The 17,858-nt window shown below is 29.6% G+C and carries 20 protein-coding genes and 1 pseudogene; 10 read left to right on the top strand and 11 right to left on the bottom strand.

Annotated elements, in window-relative coordinates; all coding sequences use genetic code 11:
* Nucleotides 1-86: 86 nt before the first annotated feature.
* The 3 genes from P8H50_RS01405 to P8H50_RS01395 form a co-directional block, all read right to left on the bottom strand.
* Complete coding sequence (locus P8H50_RS01405; protein ID WP_300204851.1) at nucleotides 87-659, bottom strand: cob(I)yrinic acid a,c-diamide adenosyltransferase; 573 nt, start codon at nucleotides 657-659, stop codon at nucleotides 87-89.
* Between the two features lie 345 nt (nucleotides 660-1,004).
* Nucleotides 1,005-1,742 carry a class I SAM-dependent methyltransferase gene (locus P8H50_RS01400; RefSeq protein WP_300204822.1) on the bottom strand — a complete coding sequence of 246 codons (738 nt, stop codon included), beginning with the start codon at nucleotides 1,740-1,742 and terminating at the stop codon, nucleotides 1,005-1,007.
* Nucleotides 1,743-1,778: 36 nt separating this feature from the next.
* Nucleotides 1,779-3,644 carry an ABC-F family ATP-binding cassette domain-containing protein gene (locus P8H50_RS01395; protein WP_300204820.1) on the bottom strand — a complete coding sequence of 622 codons (1,866 nt, stop codon included), beginning with the start codon at nucleotides 3,642-3,644 and terminating at the stop codon, nucleotides 1,779-1,781.
* A 105-nt stretch (nucleotides 3,645-3,749) separates the two neighbouring features.
* Here P8H50_RS01395 and P8H50_RS01390 point away from each other — a divergent pair, with 105 nt between their 5' ends.
* Entirely contained in the window at nucleotides 3,750-3,956 is a 207-nt protein-coding gene (locus tag P8H50_RS01390) for a hypothetical protein (protein ID WP_300204817.1), read from the top strand.
* A 71-nt stretch (nucleotides 3,957-4,027) separates the two neighbouring features.
* A complete protein-coding gene (locus tag P8H50_RS01385; protein WP_300204815.1) occupies nucleotides 4,028-5,140 on the top strand; it encodes a sugar transferase in 1,113 nt (370 codons plus the stop codon).
* Here P8H50_RS01385 and P8H50_RS01380 read toward each other — a convergent pair.
* The 4 genes and pseudogenes from P8H50_RS01380 to P8H50_RS01365 form a co-directional block, all read right to left on the bottom strand.
* Nucleotides 5,082-5,627: an inner membrane CreD family protein gene (locus P8H50_RS01380; RefSeq protein WP_300204812.1), complete on the bottom strand. Its 546-nt coding sequence runs from the start codon at nucleotides 5,625-5,627 to the stop codon at nucleotides 5,082-5,084. The two genes, P8H50_RS01385 and P8H50_RS01380, sit on opposite strands and share 59 nt — an antisense overlap.
* A gap of 67 nt (nucleotides 5,628-5,694) precedes the next feature.
* Nucleotides 5,695-5,988 carry a transcriptional regulator gene (locus P8H50_RS01375; RefSeq protein ID WP_300204810.1) on the bottom strand — a complete coding sequence of 98 codons (294 nt, stop codon included), beginning with the start codon at nucleotides 5,986-5,988 and terminating at the stop codon, nucleotides 5,695-5,697.
* A gap of 32 nt (nucleotides 5,989-6,020) precedes the next feature.
* Entirely contained in the window at nucleotides 6,021-6,350 is a 330-nt protein-coding gene (locus P8H50_RS01370) for a hypothetical protein (protein WP_300204807.1), read from the bottom strand.
* Nucleotides 6,347-6,951 (bottom strand): annotated as a pseudogene (locus tag P8H50_RS01365) (hypothetical protein). The gene P8H50_RS01370 and the pseudogene P8H50_RS01365 overlap by 4 nt, the downstream one beginning before the upstream one ends.
* A 100-nt stretch (nucleotides 6,952-7,051) precedes the next feature.
* Between P8H50_RS01365 and P8H50_RS01360 the strand changes: the two are divergent.
* A complete protein-coding gene (locus P8H50_RS01360) occupies nucleotides 7,052-7,420 on the top strand; it encodes a DUF1801 domain-containing protein (protein WP_300204805.1) in 369 nt (122 codons plus the stop codon).
* A gap of 31 nt (nucleotides 7,421-7,451) precedes the next feature.
* Here the strand turns inward: P8H50_RS01360 and P8H50_RS01355 are convergent, their stop codons facing one another.
* Entirely contained in the window at nucleotides 7,452-7,691 is a 240-nt protein-coding gene (locus P8H50_RS01355; RefSeq protein ID WP_300204803.1) for a CDGSH iron-sulfur domain-containing protein, read from the bottom strand.
* Between the two features lie 10 nt (nucleotides 7,692-7,701).
* On the bottom strand, nucleotides 7,702-8,520 hold the full coding sequence (gene kdsA / locus P8H50_RS01350; protein WP_300204800.1) for a 3-deoxy-8-phosphooctulonate synthase: 819 nt from the start codon (nucleotides 8,518-8,520) through the stop codon (nucleotides 7,702-7,704).
* Nucleotides 8,521-8,825: 305 nt separating this feature from the next.
* Here kdsA and typA point away from each other — a divergent pair, with 305 nt between their 5' ends.
* The 5 genes from typA to P8H50_RS01325 all read left to right on the top strand — a co-directional run bounded on the left by typA (nucleotide 8,826) and on the right by P8H50_RS01325 (nucleotide 14,487).
* A complete protein-coding gene (gene typA / locus P8H50_RS01345) occupies nucleotides 8,826-10,625 on the top strand; it encodes a translational GTPase TypA (protein ID WP_300204798.1) in 1,800 nt (599 codons plus the stop codon).
* 141 nt (nucleotides 10,626-10,766) lie between these two features.
* Nucleotides 10,767-11,018, top strand: coding sequence for a uroporphyrinogen decarboxylase (locus P8H50_RS01340; RefSeq protein ID WP_300204795.1), 252 nt, complete (start codon nucleotides 10,767-10,769; stop codon nucleotides 11,016-11,018).
* 207 nt (nucleotides 11,019-11,225) lie between these two features.
* Nucleotides 11,226-12,098, top strand: coding sequence for a GNAT family N-acetyltransferase (locus P8H50_RS01335; protein WP_300204792.1), 873 nt, complete (start codon nucleotides 11,226-11,228; stop codon nucleotides 12,096-12,098).
* Entirely contained in the window at nucleotides 12,095-13,198 is a 1,104-nt protein-coding gene (locus P8H50_RS01330; protein ID WP_300204788.1) for a DegT/DnrJ/EryC1/StrS family aminotransferase, read from the top strand. The genes P8H50_RS01335 and P8H50_RS01330 overlap by 4 nt, the downstream gene beginning before the upstream one ends.
* Nucleotides 13,195-14,487, top strand: a complete 1,293-nt coding sequence (locus P8H50_RS01325) for an O-antigen translocase (RefSeq protein ID WP_300204784.1) — start codon at nucleotides 13,195-13,197, stop codon at nucleotides 14,485-14,487. The genes P8H50_RS01330 and P8H50_RS01325 overlap by 4 nt, the downstream gene beginning before the upstream one ends.
* On the opposite strand, the gene P8H50_RS01320 is transcribed toward P8H50_RS01325, so the two are convergent.
* Complete coding sequence (locus tag P8H50_RS01320) at nucleotides 14,480-15,619, bottom strand: glycosyltransferase (RefSeq protein WP_300204780.1); 1,140 nt, start codon at nucleotides 15,617-15,619, stop codon at nucleotides 14,480-14,482. The genes P8H50_RS01325 and P8H50_RS01320 overlap by 8 nt on opposite strands.
* A gap of 34 nt (nucleotides 15,620-15,653) precedes the next feature.
* Here P8H50_RS01320 and P8H50_RS01315 point away from each other — a divergent pair, with 34 nt between their 5' ends.
* Together P8H50_RS01315 and P8H50_RS01310 are read left to right on the top strand one after the other, a co-directional pair.
* A complete protein-coding gene (locus P8H50_RS01315; protein ID WP_300204777.1) occupies nucleotides 15,654-16,493 on the top strand; it encodes a glycosyltransferase family A protein in 840 nt (279 codons plus the stop codon).
* A gap of 2 nt (nucleotides 16,494-16,495) precedes the next feature.
* A complete protein-coding gene (locus P8H50_RS01310; RefSeq protein WP_300204774.1) occupies nucleotides 16,496-16,909 on the top strand; it encodes an FdtA/QdtA family cupin domain-containing protein in 414 nt (137 codons plus the stop codon).
* On the opposite strand, the gene P8H50_RS01305 is transcribed toward P8H50_RS01310, so the two are convergent.
* Entirely contained in the window at nucleotides 16,902-17,792 is an 891-nt protein-coding gene (locus P8H50_RS01305) for a glycosyltransferase family 2 protein (RefSeq protein WP_300204771.1), read from the bottom strand. The genes P8H50_RS01310 and P8H50_RS01305 overlap by 8 nt on opposite strands.
* Nucleotides 17,793-17,858 lie beyond the last annotated feature (66 nt).

Here is a 17,858-nt window from a genome sequence, read left to right as displayed (position 1 = left end):
CGTCGTTTTTCACTGAAACTATTTGAGCCTAAATCTTTTGCAGTGTTATTAAATCGCTAGACTCAAAAATGTTTTCCTGTATAGCTTTAATGCTTTTCAGGTATCCATTTTACTTCGTCTGCTTGTAAGTCATGAGACAACTTTCGTGCCAATACAAAAAGGTAGTCAGATAGACGGTTTAAATAGATTAGAGCTTCTGGTAAAAAAGGCTCTAATTCGTTTAATGCACTCGCTAAACGCTCTGCTCTTCTGCACACACAACGTGCTATGTGACAGAATGACACCGTTTGATGTCCTCCTGGTAATACAAAATGAGTCATTGGTGGTAAGGCTTCGTTCATGGTATCCATCTCTCGTTCTAGAATCTTAATATCTTCGTTAGAAATTTTATTAATGTTTAAACGCTCTTTTCCATTTTTCAAAATCATTTTTTCTGGGTCTGTTGCTAAAATAGCACCAACAGTAAAAAGTTTGTTTTGTATACTTATTAAAATGTTTTTGTATTGCTGATTTATATTTTGGTCGCGAATAAGTCCAATATGCGAGTTTAATTCATCTACAGTACCATAGCTATCTATACGAATATGGTGTTTTGGTACACGTGTGCCACCAAATAAAGCTGTTGTACCATTGTCTCCTGTTTTTGTATATATTTTCATGCGCCTTTTTTGTTTTTTTTGTTGGTAAGCAGCTGCTTCCATTTATTCATTTTTTTAATTTAAAGCTTGCTTTATGGAAGTTTCGCGAAACGAAGTTAAAAGTTATCTGTTGAAAGTTAAAAGTTTTAACTTAATATTAGATGAATTATAATTTACAAATTATCGTTTAAACTTTTATTATTAATTAAAACCAATAATAATTGCAATAATAAGCCAAGGTAATATTAATGTTTATTGTCTTTTTTCCTTTTTTATAACTCTCTTTAAAAGGAAGATTTCCTTTTTTCTTGGAATACTTGCAAAAACAATTATGAATACAGTAAAACTATTAAAATTGAAATCATATTAGATTCTTATTGTAAAATGCTCTTTTGCTTGTTCTTTTCGAAAAAAAATGATGCCCCAAAAAAAAGTGTCTATGGTTACTGTAACTTGTGGATGGTTTTTAATAATGTTCCAAGCTTCGGTCATGTCTTTAGACCAGTAAATGTCATCAAATATAAAAACCGAATCGTTTGTTGCAGTTGGAAGTAAGGTTTTAAAATAGTCAATTGTAGCTTGTTTTTGGTGATTGCCATCAAAGTAAATTAAATCGTAATTATTTGAGGTTAGTGGTTTAATAATATCTTTAAAATCACCAGTTAATATTTCAATATTTTTTAAGTTAAATTGCTTAAACGTTCCTTTTGTAAAATTAGAAATATTAGTACAGCCTTCTATGGTTGTAATTTTAGCTTCTAGATTTCCAAGATGCAAGGCATGTGTAGCAATACCTAAAGAAGTGCCTAACTCGAGGATAGTTTGAGATTGAAAATAGTTAACTAAGCGATATAAGAGTTTAGTTTCTTTTTGAGTTGAACCAACATTTTTAGCCATTTTAGAAACAGAACGTTTATTAGAATTAAAAACACGACTACCAGAGCCTAAATCTTTAACTTCTAATGCTTGCTTATTTGTTTTTAAATGTTTTCGAAATGTGCTTATTAATCGATAAGAATTATAGTTTGTTTTATCGTAAAAGCATGCAGTAATTAAATTATATACAAATGGAGAATGCACTCCATGTTGGTTTGTGGAACGCATTAAAAATTTTAGATATGATACTATACTGTGAAGCATTTAGCCTTCCATTTTTTCTGTAAGCTCTAACCAACGCATTTCTTTTTCTTCAATACTATTAATTATAACTTGTAGTGTGCTAGAAAGTTTATTTATTTCATCTGGAGATAGGTCTGGATTTAAGAATTTTTTCTCCATCTCCAATTTATCAAATTCTAAAGATTTTATCTTGCTTTCTAGGTTTTTATACTCTTTTTGCTCGTTATAAGATAGTTTTACGTTACTATCTTTTTTCCAGTTTTTCTTTTCTTTTTTATCGTCTTCAAGTGTTTCTGTAATTACAAGTTTGCTATCGTCGTAAGCTCTAAAATCGCTATAATTACCAGGAAAATCTTCAACAACACCTTCGCCTCTAAAAATAAATAAATGATCGACTATTTTATCCATAAAATAGCGATCGTGAGACACTACTAACAGGCAACCAGGAAAATCTAACAAAAAACTTTCTAATACATTTAAGGTAACAATATCTAAATCATTAGTAGGTTCATCAAGAATTAAAAAATTAGGATTTTGTATTAAAACGGTACACAAATACAAGCGTTTTCGTTCTCCACCACTAAGTTTTTCTACAAAATCGTATTGTTTTTTTCTATCGAATAAAAAACGTTCTAATAATTGCTGTGCGCTAATTTGTTTTCCTTTTTTTAAAGGAATATAATCACCAAATTCGCGTACAATGTCTATTACTTTTTGGTTGGGTTTTGGTGTAATTCCGCTTTGTGTATAATATCCAAATTTAACAGTCTCACCAATAATTATTTTTCCGGTGTCTGGTTGTGCAGTTTGTGTTAAAATATTTAAAAAGGTAGATTTACCGGTTCCGTTTTTACCAATAATACCAACACGCTCACCTTTTTGAAACATATAATTAAAGTCTTGTAAAATAACTTTGTCTTTGTAAGATTTTGAAACTTTTTTTAATTCCACAATCTTACTGCCTAAGCGTTCCATGTTTAATTCTAATTGAATTTCATGGTCTTTTCTACGTTGGCTAGCTTTATGTTTAATTTCGGTAAAATCGTCTATTCTAGACTTAGACTTGGTTGTACGTGCTTTAGGTTGACGACGCATCCAGGTTAACTCTTTTTTATACAGCTGTTTAGCCTTTCCTGATTCAACATTTTGTTGTTCTATTCTGGCTTCTTTCTTTTCTAGGTAATAAGAGTAATTGCCTTTGTACGAAAATAGTTCGCCATGATCGAGTTCTATAATTTCATTACACACACGTTCTAGAAAATAACGATCGTGCGTGACCATAAATAAAGTGATGTTTTCTTTGGCAAAAAAATCTTCCAGCCATTCAATCATTTCTAAGTCTAAATGATTGGTTGGCTCATCTAGTACTAAAAGGTCTGGTTTGTTAATTAAAGCATTGGCTAAAGAGAGGCGTTTTTTTTGTCCTCCAGACATACTGCTTACCTTTTGTTGTAAGTTGTCAAGCTTTAGTTTAAAGAGTATTTGTTTGTATTGTGTTTCAAAATCCCAAGCATTTTGAATATCCATTTGCTCGAACGCAGCTTGATAAGCATCTTCATCTTCAGGATTTAAAAGGGCTTTTTCATAATTTTTAATAATATCAAGAATAGGATTGTCGCTATTAAATATAGTGTCTTCAACAGTAAGTTCGCTATTTAAATAAGGCTCCTGAGGTAAAAAAGAGACTTTAATATCTTTTCTAAAAATAACATTACCAGTATCTGGTTCGTCGTTTTTTTCAAGAATATTTAGAATGGAGGTTTTGCCAGTACCATTTTTAGCAACAAACGCTACTTTTTGATCTTTATGGATACTGAACGAAATATTTTCGAAAAGTGTGAGCTCTCCATAAGATTTCGATATATTTTCAACTGTTAAATAATTCAAAGTGGGATTTTTTTACAAATAACGGATAAAAAACCAAAAAATCCGATAAGAGTTTTGTTATTCACGACGAAAGGCTATATTTGTGATAAACCAAAGCGCCCAAAAATGAATAAACTTATAGTAGCCATTGCTATACTATTCAGTGTATTATGCTCTTCATGTATCACTAATAAAGATGTAGTTTATCTACAAGACAAAGGTACGGTTGTTAACGATTCTTTATTGCTTAAAGAAATGGGAAAACCTTATCGTGTTCAAATTAATGATATTCTTAGTATTAATATTAAATCTACAAACAAAGAAATTACATAGTTACTAGCTATTTTTCAACCTGCATACCATCTATTACTTTTTATCTTTACAATTTACTAGCCTTATAACCCATGTCTAAACAGTCCAATATTCATTTTGAAATATCAGAGCGAAAGATTTTGCTTAGCCTTTTCGATATTTTGGTTGTTGGTTTTGCCTTATATGGATTAAGCTATTTTACAGGATTTGATTATTTTAAAATAGATGTTAATAACTGGACTTGGTTAGTTGTTTTAACAATATATATCTACGGTTTTGGAACCATTTTTGAGCTTTACGATTTAAAAAAATCTAGTAAAATTGAAACTGTTTCAAGTTCTATAATTTTAACAGCCTCTGTAACTGTGTTAGTTTATTTACTAACACCATTTTTTACTCCAGAACTACAAGAAAACCGTATTCAAATTTTATACTTCTTTCTAGCGATTTTAATACCATTATTATTATGGAGAATAGCTTATATTACTTTTATTGCTTCACCAAGGTTTTATAAAAGAGCGCTCTTGGTAGGTGAAACTTCAAGCGTAGAATCTATTGTGGAAGCTTTTAAAGTTGCAGATCCAAATTATCAAATTATTGGGTTTATTAATTGTGAAGCAGAACAAGAAGATGCTATTAAGTATAATGGATTAATAGAGTTTAAAGCCAATCAAATTCACGAAATTATTGCAAAGGAAAATATTTCAGAAATTGTAGTTGCAAGTTATAATTCAGAAACTATTTCACCTTCTATTTATGTAGATTTAATAACGCTTTTAGAAAGAGGTTATCCAATAAGAGAATACACTCAAGTTTATGAAGAGATGTCTTATAAAATACCTGTTCAATTTGTAGGCAAAGACTTTTACAAATATTTTCCATTTAGTAGAAACAATAAAAATAAACTCTATTTAGCCTACATACGTATTTTTGACATTTTGCTTTCTGTTTTAGGAATTTTATGTGCATTACTCGTTTTACCATTTATAGCTATTGGAAACGCTATAGGCAATAAAGGTCCATTGTTATATTCTCAAGATCGTATTGGAAAAAATGGAAAATCTTTTAAGATTTATAAATTTAGAAGTATGGTCACAAATGCTGAATCAAATGGCGCAGTTTGGGCTAAAAAAAATGACTCTAGAGTTACAACCTTTGGTCGCTTTTTAAGAACAACAAGGCTTTTTTCCAGAGAATATATTTAGGATTTATTTCGCCCATATTAAAGTCTGGTAGATTATAAGAACCACTTAAAGTCATTTGGCTATCGTAAACAGCAGTTTTAAAAATACCACGCTCTTTTGTTTCAGGATCTACTGTAGCCAAAATATTTAAATCTGAAGGAAAGAAATAGGCGTAGCCTATACTTTCTATCGTTTCAGTAAATGTTTTTTTAGTGTCTTGATTTGTTAAGGTTTTCTCAGTAAATATTTTGTAAGGAATTTTTAGCATTGGTCCGTAAAGTAGTACTTCGTTTCCCCATTTATCATTAATTTCTTGCACAACATCTTCTTGACGTCTAGAGCGCTCATCTATTAAACTTTGAATAAAAAATAACGGAATAAGAAGAATTAAAGTTAAAAAACCAACCATAGCTAATCGTGCAGTAATTGAGGTTTTAAGCCAGTTCCCAAACTTGTTGTTGTTAGTGTTTTGCGGTGAGATGTTGTTTTGTTCGTGTGTCTGTTCCATAGTAAAATAATTTAAGAGTATTTAAAAGTACTTTGTTTTTCAAAGTGAATTTATAAAAAAATAGTTGTTATTGTTTATGTATTAGTTTTTCGAGTGCAATAATATGTTTTTTAAATTCGGCTTTACCAAGCTTGGTAGTGCTGTAACGCGTATTGGGTTTTTTGCCAATAAATTGTTTTTCTACAGCAATATATTCTGCTTTTTCTAAAGCTTTTGTATGGCTTGCTAAGTTGCCATCTGTTGCGCCTAATAGTTCCTTTAGCATATTAAAATCTGCATACTCATTTACCATTAAAATAAACATGATGCCTAATCTAATTCTGTGGTCGAATAGTTTATTTATGTTAGTTATTATGCTCATAATTATCCTGATAATACAGGAGTCGTGATTAATTACCTTCTGTTTTGATAATTTATCTCATTATCATTAATGCTTTTTATTTTTCTAAAAAGATAAGCCATTCCTCCACAAAACAATCCTAATATTATGGATACAGGTATTAGCATAATTAACGCTTGATTTGTTGTTTTACGCTTAGACATTTGGGTAACTATCTCTCTAGAATCCTTTGTTATTTCATTGTTATCAATTAATCCATTTTGGTTTTTGTCAAAAAAAGTAACACGTTCTTCAAATTTAATATTAGAATAGTAGGTGTATAGCATACCACAACCGTAAACTATTAATGTTGCAATCAATCCAATTTTTAGTGTTCTATTCATTTTATATCGTATTTAAAATGCATTATGGAGCCATAAATAATATGCATTACTCCGAAACCAAGGACCCAAAACCAAAAGCCATAACTTGGCATAAAAGCACACATCAATCCTAGATTTGGGTTATCCCTAAGTATCTAATGTCACCAATACTATATTTAGAGGCATTTACTAAAGCAAGACCATAAAAAATTAACATTAAAGCAGCAGTATGACCATAACGTTCTTGGTTTAAAATAGTCAAAATATACAATCCGCCAACCACTAATGGAATTAAAAAATTAATAATTAATCGTTTAGAAGAACTATCCCATATTTTCTCACCATTTTTTTTCGCTTTTCGAGTTGTTAAATATATGCCAGTTATAATGCTTAAGGCAGCAACGCTTAATAAAATGGCTGCGCATATTTTAAAAATAATACCATCTAAAATTAAGTAGCCTCTTGTAGAATTTGTAACAATGTAGTATGCTACTGCTGCACCAATTAGTGCATAGATACCAGCTAAAATTCCAGATAAACCACTAAGCGATATAAAGCGTGAACTTTTGTTCATGAGATTTTTAATCTCGCTTATATCTTTTAAATAATCTTCGTTGCTCATAATAAAAGTACTTTGAAAAACAAAGTAAATTAAATTAATTGAATTGCGCAAGTTAAAAGTTTCCTAATTTTATTAAATTTAAATCGAAATCTTGTTTAAAATGAATCCAGCAGAAGCTTATATTCTCAATCAGCCAGAGCCCTATCGTTCTATATTAATTCATGTGCAAGTAATTATAGAACATACTATTCCAGAAGCAGAATTAAAATACAAATGGAAAATACCGTATTTTTATGTTGGTAAACGACCTATTTGTTATTTAAATGCAAGCCATAAAAACCATTTTGTAGATGTTGCATTTTGGCATTCTAGCTACATCACTAAATATACAGAGCATTTGGTTGATGAAAATAGGAAAGTAGTTAAATCTTTGCGTTATAAAACTTTAGAAGATGTTAACGATACAGTTTTAATAGCTGTTTTAAATCAAGTAAATAGTAATAAAGAAGAAGGTTTTTATAAGAATTAGTTTAGCGAATACTACCAAATAATAATAACTATTAATTATGAGATCCATCGCAATACGGTGGATTGTTAGTTAATTTGCAAGTACATAAATAAGCTGTTTTATCCTGTTCTACAGAAAACTTTAAAGAAGGTGTAGCGCCTATTTTTCTGTGTGATCCATTACAAAATGGTTGTGTATCTCCATGACCACAAGTACACCAAGAATAATTTTTACCAGCTTCTAATTCGCATTTAATTGGAGCATCTCCACCTCTTATATTATTTTCTTTCATAATTATTTTTTTAAAAAGTATTCACCAATTTTCTGATAGCTACTAAATTAGTCATTAAGCCTTCTAAATTATCTAAATGTAACATATTTGCACCATCACTTTTTGCATTGGCAGGATCAAAATGAGTTTCAATAAATAAACCATCAACATTATTAACAATGCCTGCTCGTGCAATGGTTTCTATCATATCTGGTCGTCCTCCAGTTACTCCAACGCTTTGGTTGGGTTGTTGTAAAGAATGCGTCACATCTAGAACAGTAGGTGCGTATTGTCGCATGGTAGGAATGCCTCTAAAATCTACAATCATGTCTTGGTAACCAAACATGGTTCCACGATCTGTAATCCATGCTTTATCACTTCCTGCATCTTTTACTTTTTGTACAGCGTGTTTCATAGCTTCAGGACTCATAAATTGTCCTTTCTTTAAGTTCACTACTTTTCCTGTTTTTGCGGCTGCAACCACTAAATCTGTTTGGCGTACTAAAAAAGCAGGAATTTGTAAAACATCAACATATTGTGCGGCTTTTGCAGCATCACTAACTTCGTGAATATCTGTTACTGTTGGGATATTAAATTTTTCTGAAACTTTAGCAAGGATCTCTAGTGCCTTTTCATCTCCAATACCTGTAAAACTATCTATTCTACTTCTATTTGCCTTTTTAAAACTGCCTTTAAAAATATAAGGAATTTCTAACTTATCTGTTATAGAAATTACTTTTTCTGCAATTCTGTATGCCATATCTTCTCCTTCAATGGCACATGGTCCACATAAAAGAAAGAAATTATTAGAGTTGATGTGTTTTAGTTTTGGTATGTCTTGCAGTTGCATAAAATTGTAGTATTAAATCAAGTCACAAATATAGTATTAAAAACTGATTTTAAAGTTATGTATGCATTAGGGATTGAACGGCATGTTTGAGCTCCTCTTAGAGAGCGAGTAGTGAAAAAATTTTAGTCACGATTTCTTACTAAAATAAAAACGAAGAGTCAATCGCGACGGTTTGTTGCTCAGTTACTTACATTAAATATTTGCAAAAAATATACTTACAACAAAGCGTAATGCCCAAATAAAAATAAAAAACGTGTAAATCAATAAAAATTAAGTACTTTTGCACGCTTAAAACAAGGCACATTATGGCTAATATTAAAAATGTCGCAATTATTGCGCACGTAGATCACGGGAAAACAACATTGGTAGATAAAATTATGTACCACTGTCAATTGTTTCGTGAGAATGAAAACACTGGAGATTTAATTCTAGATAATAACGATTTAGAGCGTGAGCGTGGTATTACTATTACGTCTAAAAACGTTTCGGTAGTCTATAAAGATACAAAAATTAACATTATAGATACACCAGGTCACGCCGATTTTGGAGGAGAAGTAGAGCGTGTGTTAAACATGGCTGATGGTGTAGTATTATTAGTTGATGCTTTTGAAGGACCAATGCCACAAACGCGTTTTGTATTACAAAAAGCGATTGATTTAGGTTTAAAACCTTGTGTTGTTATTAATAAAGTAGATAAAGAAAACTGTACTCCAGATATCGTTCACGAAAAAGTGTTTGATTTAATGTTTGAATTGGGTGCAGAAGAATGGCAATTAGATTTCCCAACAGTTTATGGTTCTGCCAAGAACAACTGGATGAGTGACGATTGGCAAAATGAAACGGATAATATTGAACCATTATTAGACATGATTGTAGAACATGTTTCAACACCAGTTTTTGAAGTAGGAACAACACAAATGTTAATTACATCTTTAGATTTTTCTTCTTTTACTGGTCGTATTGCCATTGGTAGAGTGCAAAGAGGAAACATTGTAGAAGGACAACAAATCGCTTTGGTAAAAAGAAATGGTTCTGTTATAAAAAGTAGAATTAAAGAAGTATTTATTTTTGAAGGCTTAGGACGTAAGAATGTAGAGAGCGTTCAAACTGGAGATATTTGTGCTCTAGTTGGTGTAGAAGGTTTTGAAATTGGAGATACAGTTTCTGATCTAGAAAATCCTGAAGGTTTAAAATCTATTGCTATAGATGAGCCAACAATGAGTATGTTATTTACAATTAACGATTCTCCTTTCTTTGGAAAAGACGGAAAATATGTAACTTCTCGTCATATAAAAGACCGTTTAGAAAAAGAATTAGAGAAAAACTTAGCACTACGTTTAGGTGAAACTGGAAGTGCAGATAAATTTATGGTTTTTGGTCGTGGTGTATTACACTTATCGGTTTTAATAGAAACGATGCGTCGTGAAGGTTACGAACTTCAAATTGGACAACCACAAGTAATCATTAAAGAAATTGATGGTGTTAAATGTGAGCCAATAGAAGAGTTAACTATCGATCTTCCTGAAACTGTTTCTGGTAGAGCAGTAGAGTTTGTAACAATGCGTAAAGGAGAAATGCTAAGTATGGAAGCTAAAGGCGATCGTATGATTTGTGAATTCCTTATACCTTCTCGTGGTATTATTGGTTTACGTAATCAATTATTAACAGCAACTGCTGGTGAAGCAATCATGGCACACCGTTTTAAAGAATACCAACCTTTAAAAGGTGATATTCCTGGACGTATTTCTGGATCTTTAGTGTCTATGGAAAATGGAACAGCAATTCCATATTCTATAGATAAATTACAAGATCGTGGTAAATTCTTTGTTGAGCCAGGTGAAAATATTTACGAAGGTCAAGTTATTGGTGAAAACTCTCGTCAGGACGATATGAATATTAACATAACAAAAGCTAAAAAGCAAAGTAATGTTCGTTCTTCTGGAGCAGATGATAAAGCTAAAATTGTACCTGCAATTAAATTTAGTTTAGAAGAAGCTTTAGAATACATACAAAAAGATGAATATGTAGAGGTTACGCCTAGCCACTTACGTTTGCGTAAAATCTGGTTAAAAGAAGTAGATAGAAAGAGAAATAAAATTGCTTAATAACAATTTTGATTTATAATTTTAAAAAGAGAAATACTGAGAAGTATTTCTCTTTTTTGTGAAAGGACTTGTTGGGTTGTGTTTTTTTTGATTGCATTCAATCTTAACTAATGTCGAGACTAATAAAATTAAGATAATACTATGGAATTATTCGGAATTACGCTAACAGAATACGTAGGTTATTCAGCTTCAATTATGGTGCTCATTTCATTTACAATGAAAGATGTAAAAAAATTAAGAACAGTGAACATGATAGGTTGTTTACTGTTTGTACTTTATGGTTTTTTAATGCCAACACTTCGAATAGGATTACCAATAATTGTTACTAATGTGGCTATTTTTTGTGTTAATTTTTACTACTCTTTTATAAAGAAAGCACAAATTGAAGCCTAACTTAAATTTCAATACTATTTAAAAGAGCGACTATTTAGTCGCTCTTTTTGTTTAGAAATTTAAAATTATTGTATTTTGCTGTTATTAACCTAAACAGTCCCTTTTACAATTTATACTGTAGAAAAATACACGTCTAAAAAACTTCAGCTTTGGAACGATTTTGTTTCTAAAGCAAAAAACGCAACATTTTTGTTTCAGCGAGAGTTTATGGAGTACCATAGTGATCGCTTTGAAGATTTTTCACTTATGGTTTTTAAAAATGAAAAGCTTGTTGCAGTATTGCCTGCAAATAGAAAAGGCAATAAGTTATTTTCGCATCAAGGTTTAAGTTACGGCGGTTTAGTGTTTCAGGAAAAACTAAAATTTAAAGAGGTTTTGTTAGTTTTTCAATCGGTTTTAAAACATTTAAATGATTCTAAAATTAAAGAAATTCGAATAAAACTATTGCCATCTATTTATGGAGTAATACCTAATGACGAGTTACAATATCTTGCTTTTTTATTAGATGCTAAATTAAGTAGAAGAGATGCACTTGCAGTTGTTAATATGAATGCAGGTATAAAATATTCTAAAGATAGAATTGAAGGTTCAAAACGTGGAATTAAAAATAATTTAGTTATAAAAGAAGTTGAAGATTTTGTAGAGTTTTGGAACACTATTTTAATCCCTAATTTATCTAATAAGCACAACACAAATCCTGTGCATAGCCTAGCCGAAATAACAATGCTTAAAAGTAAGTTTCCTAAAAACATAAGACAATTTAATGTTTATAAAAATAAAGAGATTGTAGCTGGAACAACAATTTTTGAAACTAAAAATGTTGCACATTCTCAATATATTTCAGGGAACGAAAATAAGAATTCTCTAGGAAGTTTAGATTTTTTGCATACGAATTTGTTAGATGAAATTTTTGTAAATAAAAATTATTTTGATTTTGGAATTTCTAACGAAAATAAAGGAAGAAATGTAAACCAAGGTTTGCAATATTGGAAAGAAGGCTTTGGAGCTAGAACAATTGTACAAGATTTTTACACTTTTGAAACAAATAGTTATACAAAACTAAACAAAGTAATGTTATGATTAAGTTTCTAGATTTACATAAAATGAATATGCGTTTTGATGCTCAATTTAAAGTAGAGTTCCAACAGTTTTTAGATTCTGGTTATTACGTTTTAGGAGAAGGCACAACAACTTTCGAAACTAATTATGCGAAATATTGTGGCACAACCCATTGTATTGGTGTTAGTACTGGTTTGGACGCTTTAATTTTAATATTTAAAGCATACATTCAATTGGGAAAACTTAATAAAGGAGACGAAGTTTTAGTGCCAGCAAACACATATATCGCGTCAGTTTTGTCTATTATGGAAGCTGGTTTAAAACCAGTTTTTGTAGAGCCAAACAAAGCTACTTTTAATTGGGAAGCAGCAACAATTAAAAAACATATTTCAAATAAAACTAAAGCCATATTAACGGTACATTTATATGGACAGTTAGCAGATAGCGAAGCGATTTTAAATTTAGCACAAGACCATAATTTACTATTAATTGAAGATGCAGCTCAAGCACATGGTTCAGAAAATAGTTTTGGTAAACGTGCAGGAAATTTAAGCCATGCAGCTGCTTTTAGTTTTTATCCCACTAAAAATTTAGGTGCTTTAGGTGAAGCAGGAGCAGTGACTACAAATGATGGCGCGTTAGCAAAAGTTGTTACAGCATTAAGAAACTATGGTTCTGAAAAAAAATATGAGAATGTAAGAATTGGTGTTAATAATAGAATTGATGAAATTCAAGCACGTTTTTTAAATATTAAATTACAACATTTAGATGCAGATAATGATAGTCGTCGAGCTATAGCTAAACAGTATCTTTCTAATATTAAAAATGATAAAATAACGCTTCCGTTTTATGATGGGACAAATAATCATAATTTTCATTTGTTTGTGGTTATAGTTGAAAACCGAAAAGTATTTATAGACTATTTGCATAAAAATGGTATACAAGCTTCAATACATTATCCTAAACCTCCACACAAGCAAAAAGCATTGCAGGAGTTTTCAACATTACAATTGCCAATTACAGAATATATTCATAAAAACTGTGTGAGTTTGCCTATAAATCCTGTTTTAACGCATGAAGAACGCGATAAAATTATTAAAATTGTAAATGCTTATTTATGAATTTTAATAAGCTACTATCTTCTTTTAAACAACATACTTTATTAAAGATAACAACTCTTAATTCTATTGTTATTGGAATTCGATTAATAGTTTCGGTATTTATTCAGAACCTATTAGCAGAAACAATTGGAGCTTCAGGTTTGGCAAAAGTTGGACAGATTAGAAATTTATTAGGGATTTTAACAAGTACAGCCTCATTAGGTGTTTTTAATGGTGTTGTAAAATACACTTCCGAATTAAAAGAAGATAAAGCATTATTGAATAAAATGTTTTCAACCACTTTCCTTTTCATTATTATTGGTTCATGCCTTAGTTGTTTAATTTTACTTTTTTTTTCTAATACAATTGGAAACTATTTATTTGGTAATAATGATTATGTTTTTATTATAAAATTATTAGCAATTATTGTTCCTGCAATTGCTATAAATAGAGTTTTTAGCGGTGTTTTAAATGGACTTTCAGCATATAAAAAGTATGCAAAAATAGAACTTTTTTCTTATTTGTTATCTAGTGTTTTATTGGTTTCTTTTTTAATAAAATTTAATCTAGAAGGCGTATTAATTGCGATAGCAATAATACCAGTTTTACAATTATTAGTTATTGTATTTGTTTTTGGGAAAACTCTAAAGAAATACATAAAAATTAAAGATATTAAATTAAATAATCCTTATTCAAGAGGGTTATTAGTTTTTATGATAATGTCTTTAGTGTCAACAGTATTATTAAATTTTGTAGAAATAGATATTAGAACACAGATTTCTAACAGAATTAATGAAAATGAAGCTGGAAATTGGACAGCAATGCTTTTTCTTTCTAAAAATTATATGGTGTTCTCTTCTGGTTTATTTACACTTTATGTTATACCAAAGTTTGCTAGAATACATAACGGAAGAGAATTTAAAAGTGAAGTTTTACATATTTATAAAACATTAATACCTCTTTTTGGTATAGGTATGATAATTATTTACTTGTTTAGAAATATAATAATAAATGTTATTTATCCAGGTTTTGATTCTATGGAACTACTCTTTAAATGGCAATTATTAGGCGATTTTATTAAACTTGTTTCTTTAGTGATTGCACATCAGTTTTTAGCAAAAAAAATGTTGATTAGTTTTGTCGCTACCGAATTAATTTCGTTAGCATTATTCTATGGTTTATCTATGTTTTTGGTAAACATATATGGCACAGAAGGTGTCGTTATGGCTCATTTTTTTAGATATATAGCTTACTTTTTCATGGTGTTAATTATTATATGGTATTCTTTTAAAATGAAGAAAATTAATTAGTCCAAACGTCAAGATATTTTTTTGCAGATGTTTTATAATCATGCTCACGTTCAATAAATACTCTAGCATTTTTAGAAATATTATTAATTTCTTCAGGATTTAAAATGAGCCATTCTAACTTTTTTACCAAATAATCTACATCTGGTAATGCATTAATAGCAATGGTATCTTCTTTTAAATTATAGTAATCTAACCATTCTTGTTCGGCTCCAGTAAATACTACTTTTCCTTTTGCCATAGCTTCTAAAGCATTATAACCTTGATCGTAAGCGTACACTTGATCTAACAGAATATGTGCTTCGTTGTATATTTTTATATAATCACTATATGGTAAGTTCTCGGTAATTTTTATGGTTACTTTCTCAGGATATTTATCTTGAATAATACTTAAAGCTTTTTCAAAAAAAATCACGCCTTTCTTTATTTTTGAGTGTGTATTTATACCTAAAAAGATGTTTATTTTAGTGCCTGTTTTTAGTTCAACAAAATTAATTTTATCAATATTAATAGGATTTGGTATTAAACCTAAATATTCAGGTTCTTCTAGCATTGGAAGATGGTAATCTAGGTCTGAAGCTATGGTTCCATAACTCTTAGATTTAACGAATTCATGTAGTTTTTTATAAGGCTCTGTCGTGTATTTTAAAGAAAACACAAACCGATCTTTTAAAGATTTGTCTTTTAAATATGGTGTTAATATAGAATATTTAACCTTTTCATTTAAATAATAATTCACCGTTGTAAAATCGTCTCCACAGCATAAAACATAAAGTTTTTTATTTTGAGAAATAAGCTGTTTTAATAGGTTAATTTGTTTGTTTGGTTTAATAAATAAAGCGTCTTCATTTATAAGTTGCACTACATCAAAGCCTTTTAAATTAGGTAAAAGTTTTTTAAATCTATGGGCATTTTCTAATTTAATACAGTCTATGTTAAAAAACCTAATACACAGGCTATTAAGTTTATTTAGTATAAAATTAGCTTTAATTTTAGAATTGAAATTAATATCTGTTTTAAATTGTTTCATACCATCACCAGAACTTACAATAGTTACTTCATGACCAAGTTTCACCAAGCCTTCTTTTAAAGAACTGTGTAGCCTACTGTATTCTCCAAGTAATAAAATCTTCATTTATATTTTATACATTTGTTTCAAAGATAATTTAATGAGTATTGCTACCAAAACTAATTTAAGATTAGAAATTCTGATTTCGACAATCAATAGGAATTCTTTAGATTTTTTGGAAAAGCTATTTCCAAATAGCAGCTTTAAAAATTTTAATTTACTCATTATAAACCAAACAACAAAAACATGTGTGTTAGTCTCTAAATATGCTAATGTTCGCGTTATAAATTCATTTGCCAAAGGACTAACAAACAGCAGAAACTTAGCTTTAGAAAATGCAAAAGGCTCAATTTGTTTGATAGCTGATGATGATGTGATTTATCATCCAAATTTTGATGATATTATAATTAAAAGCTTTGATACGCATACTGAAGCAGATGTTATTACGTTTAAAATGAAAGACCTTGAAGGTAAGGATTTTAAGACCTATGAGAATAGTAAATGGCACGATTTAAAGTCTTTAAAGCAAGTAAACTCTGTAACTGTAGCTTTTAAATTAGAAAAAATTAAAGCATCAAATGTACAATTTAATCCTAATTTTGGTTTGGGTTCTACTTTTGAAACTGCCGATGAGTATATATTTTTAAGAGATTGTTTAAAAACTGATTTAAAACTTTGGTTCGAATCAAAATATTTATTATCTCACAATTTTAATAGTTCTGGAAGAAAGGAAGGAGACGACAAAATAATATTTGCTAGAAGTGCAGTTTTCTACAAGTATCATGGTTTTAAAGGTTATTTAAAATTAATACATTACCTTTTTTTAATTAAACAAAAAGGATTTATTACCAATAAACATTTTTTTAAGAAGTTTAAAATTGGATTTCAAGGTATTTCAACTTACAAAAAACTTGTAAAATCTGGACAAGAAAAACAATAGAAATGAAAACAACTACAATAAAAAACGTAAGCATATTAGATATTCCAAAAATTATAGATAGCCAAAGAAGAGGAAATTTATGTGTGATAGAAAACAAGGTTTTACCTTATAAAGTAGAACGTGTATATTATTTGTTTGATGTGCCAAGCGATGCTAGTAGAGGTGGACATTCTCATATTGCATGTCACGAGTTTTTAGTTGCAATTAGTGGTAGTTTTGATGTTATTGTTAAAGATGGAAAAAACACTAAAACCGTAACGCTTAATAAACCAGATAAAGGTTTGTTAATTGTAGATGGAATCTGGCGAGAACTCGATAATTTTTCGTCTGGTGCTGTGTGTTTGGTTTTAGCTTCAGAAAAATATAATGAAGAAGATTATATTCGAGAATATGCTAGTTTTTTAGAATCTAAGTAATCATTTTATTTTTATATGCATAACACATAAAACTAATTCTATACAACTGTAATATTTTAACTGAAGGCGAATTGCTTAGCAAGTTTTTCTTCATATTACTATTAAAAAATTTGTAAAACAAACTAAAAAGCCAAGCCAATTTAAAGTTATTTAACTTTCTAAATAACCTAAGTAAATCGTTACTATGGTTATTAAAACCTTCGGTTTTATAAAAATGAATTAAGGTTAACGCAGCTTGTTCTTTTTTTTGTAAATAGCTTTCGCTTTTTTCTATTCCAAGATGATAAACTTCATTATCTATATGCCAAACTTTAGCATTATTATCTTGAAGTAAAGCACCAAAATAATTATCAAAACCGTAACCTTTAGTGTCTTCAATTTTTGTATTGACAGCACTAAAAACTTCTTTTTTTATTAAATAATTTGCTGAGATAATAACTTTATATGGCGATTTATTTCTTGTTGAGGCTGGAATTTGTTCCTTAGTTTGTCCATACTTCCAACGTAAAATAAAGCTTTGTTCTGGTTTGTCATCATGGTAAGCAAAACCTCCAAAAAAAGCTTCGTAATCATGACTCATTGCCTTAATATAATTGTAAATAAATTGTTTAGATTTTGGAAAAACATCTGCATCTAAAAATAAAAGCCAATCGTATTTCGCTTTTAGAGCTAAATCTTGTCTTGCTTTAACGCGTCCTATGTTTTGTGTGTTTTTAATAACCTTAGTATAATCAAGGTTATGACTTGAATTTAATTTAAGTGTACTTCCATCTTCAAGAATAATAATTTCGAAAGCAATAGCGCAATTTGTTAATTGCGCATGTATTGCTGCAACTAACTTGGAGATGTCATAGTTGTATGTTGGGATTAAGACTGAAAGCATGTTTTTATTGTGCTTAAAAATACGGCTTAATTCTATAAAAAATAGTAAATTGCATTAAAATAATTT

The sequence above is a fragment of the Lacinutrix sp. genome (assembly GCF_029238095.1).
Taxonomy (GTDB): Bacteria; Bacteroidota; Bacteroidia; order Flavobacteriales; family Flavobacteriaceae; genus Lacinutrix.
The sequence above is the reverse complement of the archived record's forward strand: the minus strand, read 5'-3'. Positions and strand labels throughout refer to the sequence as shown.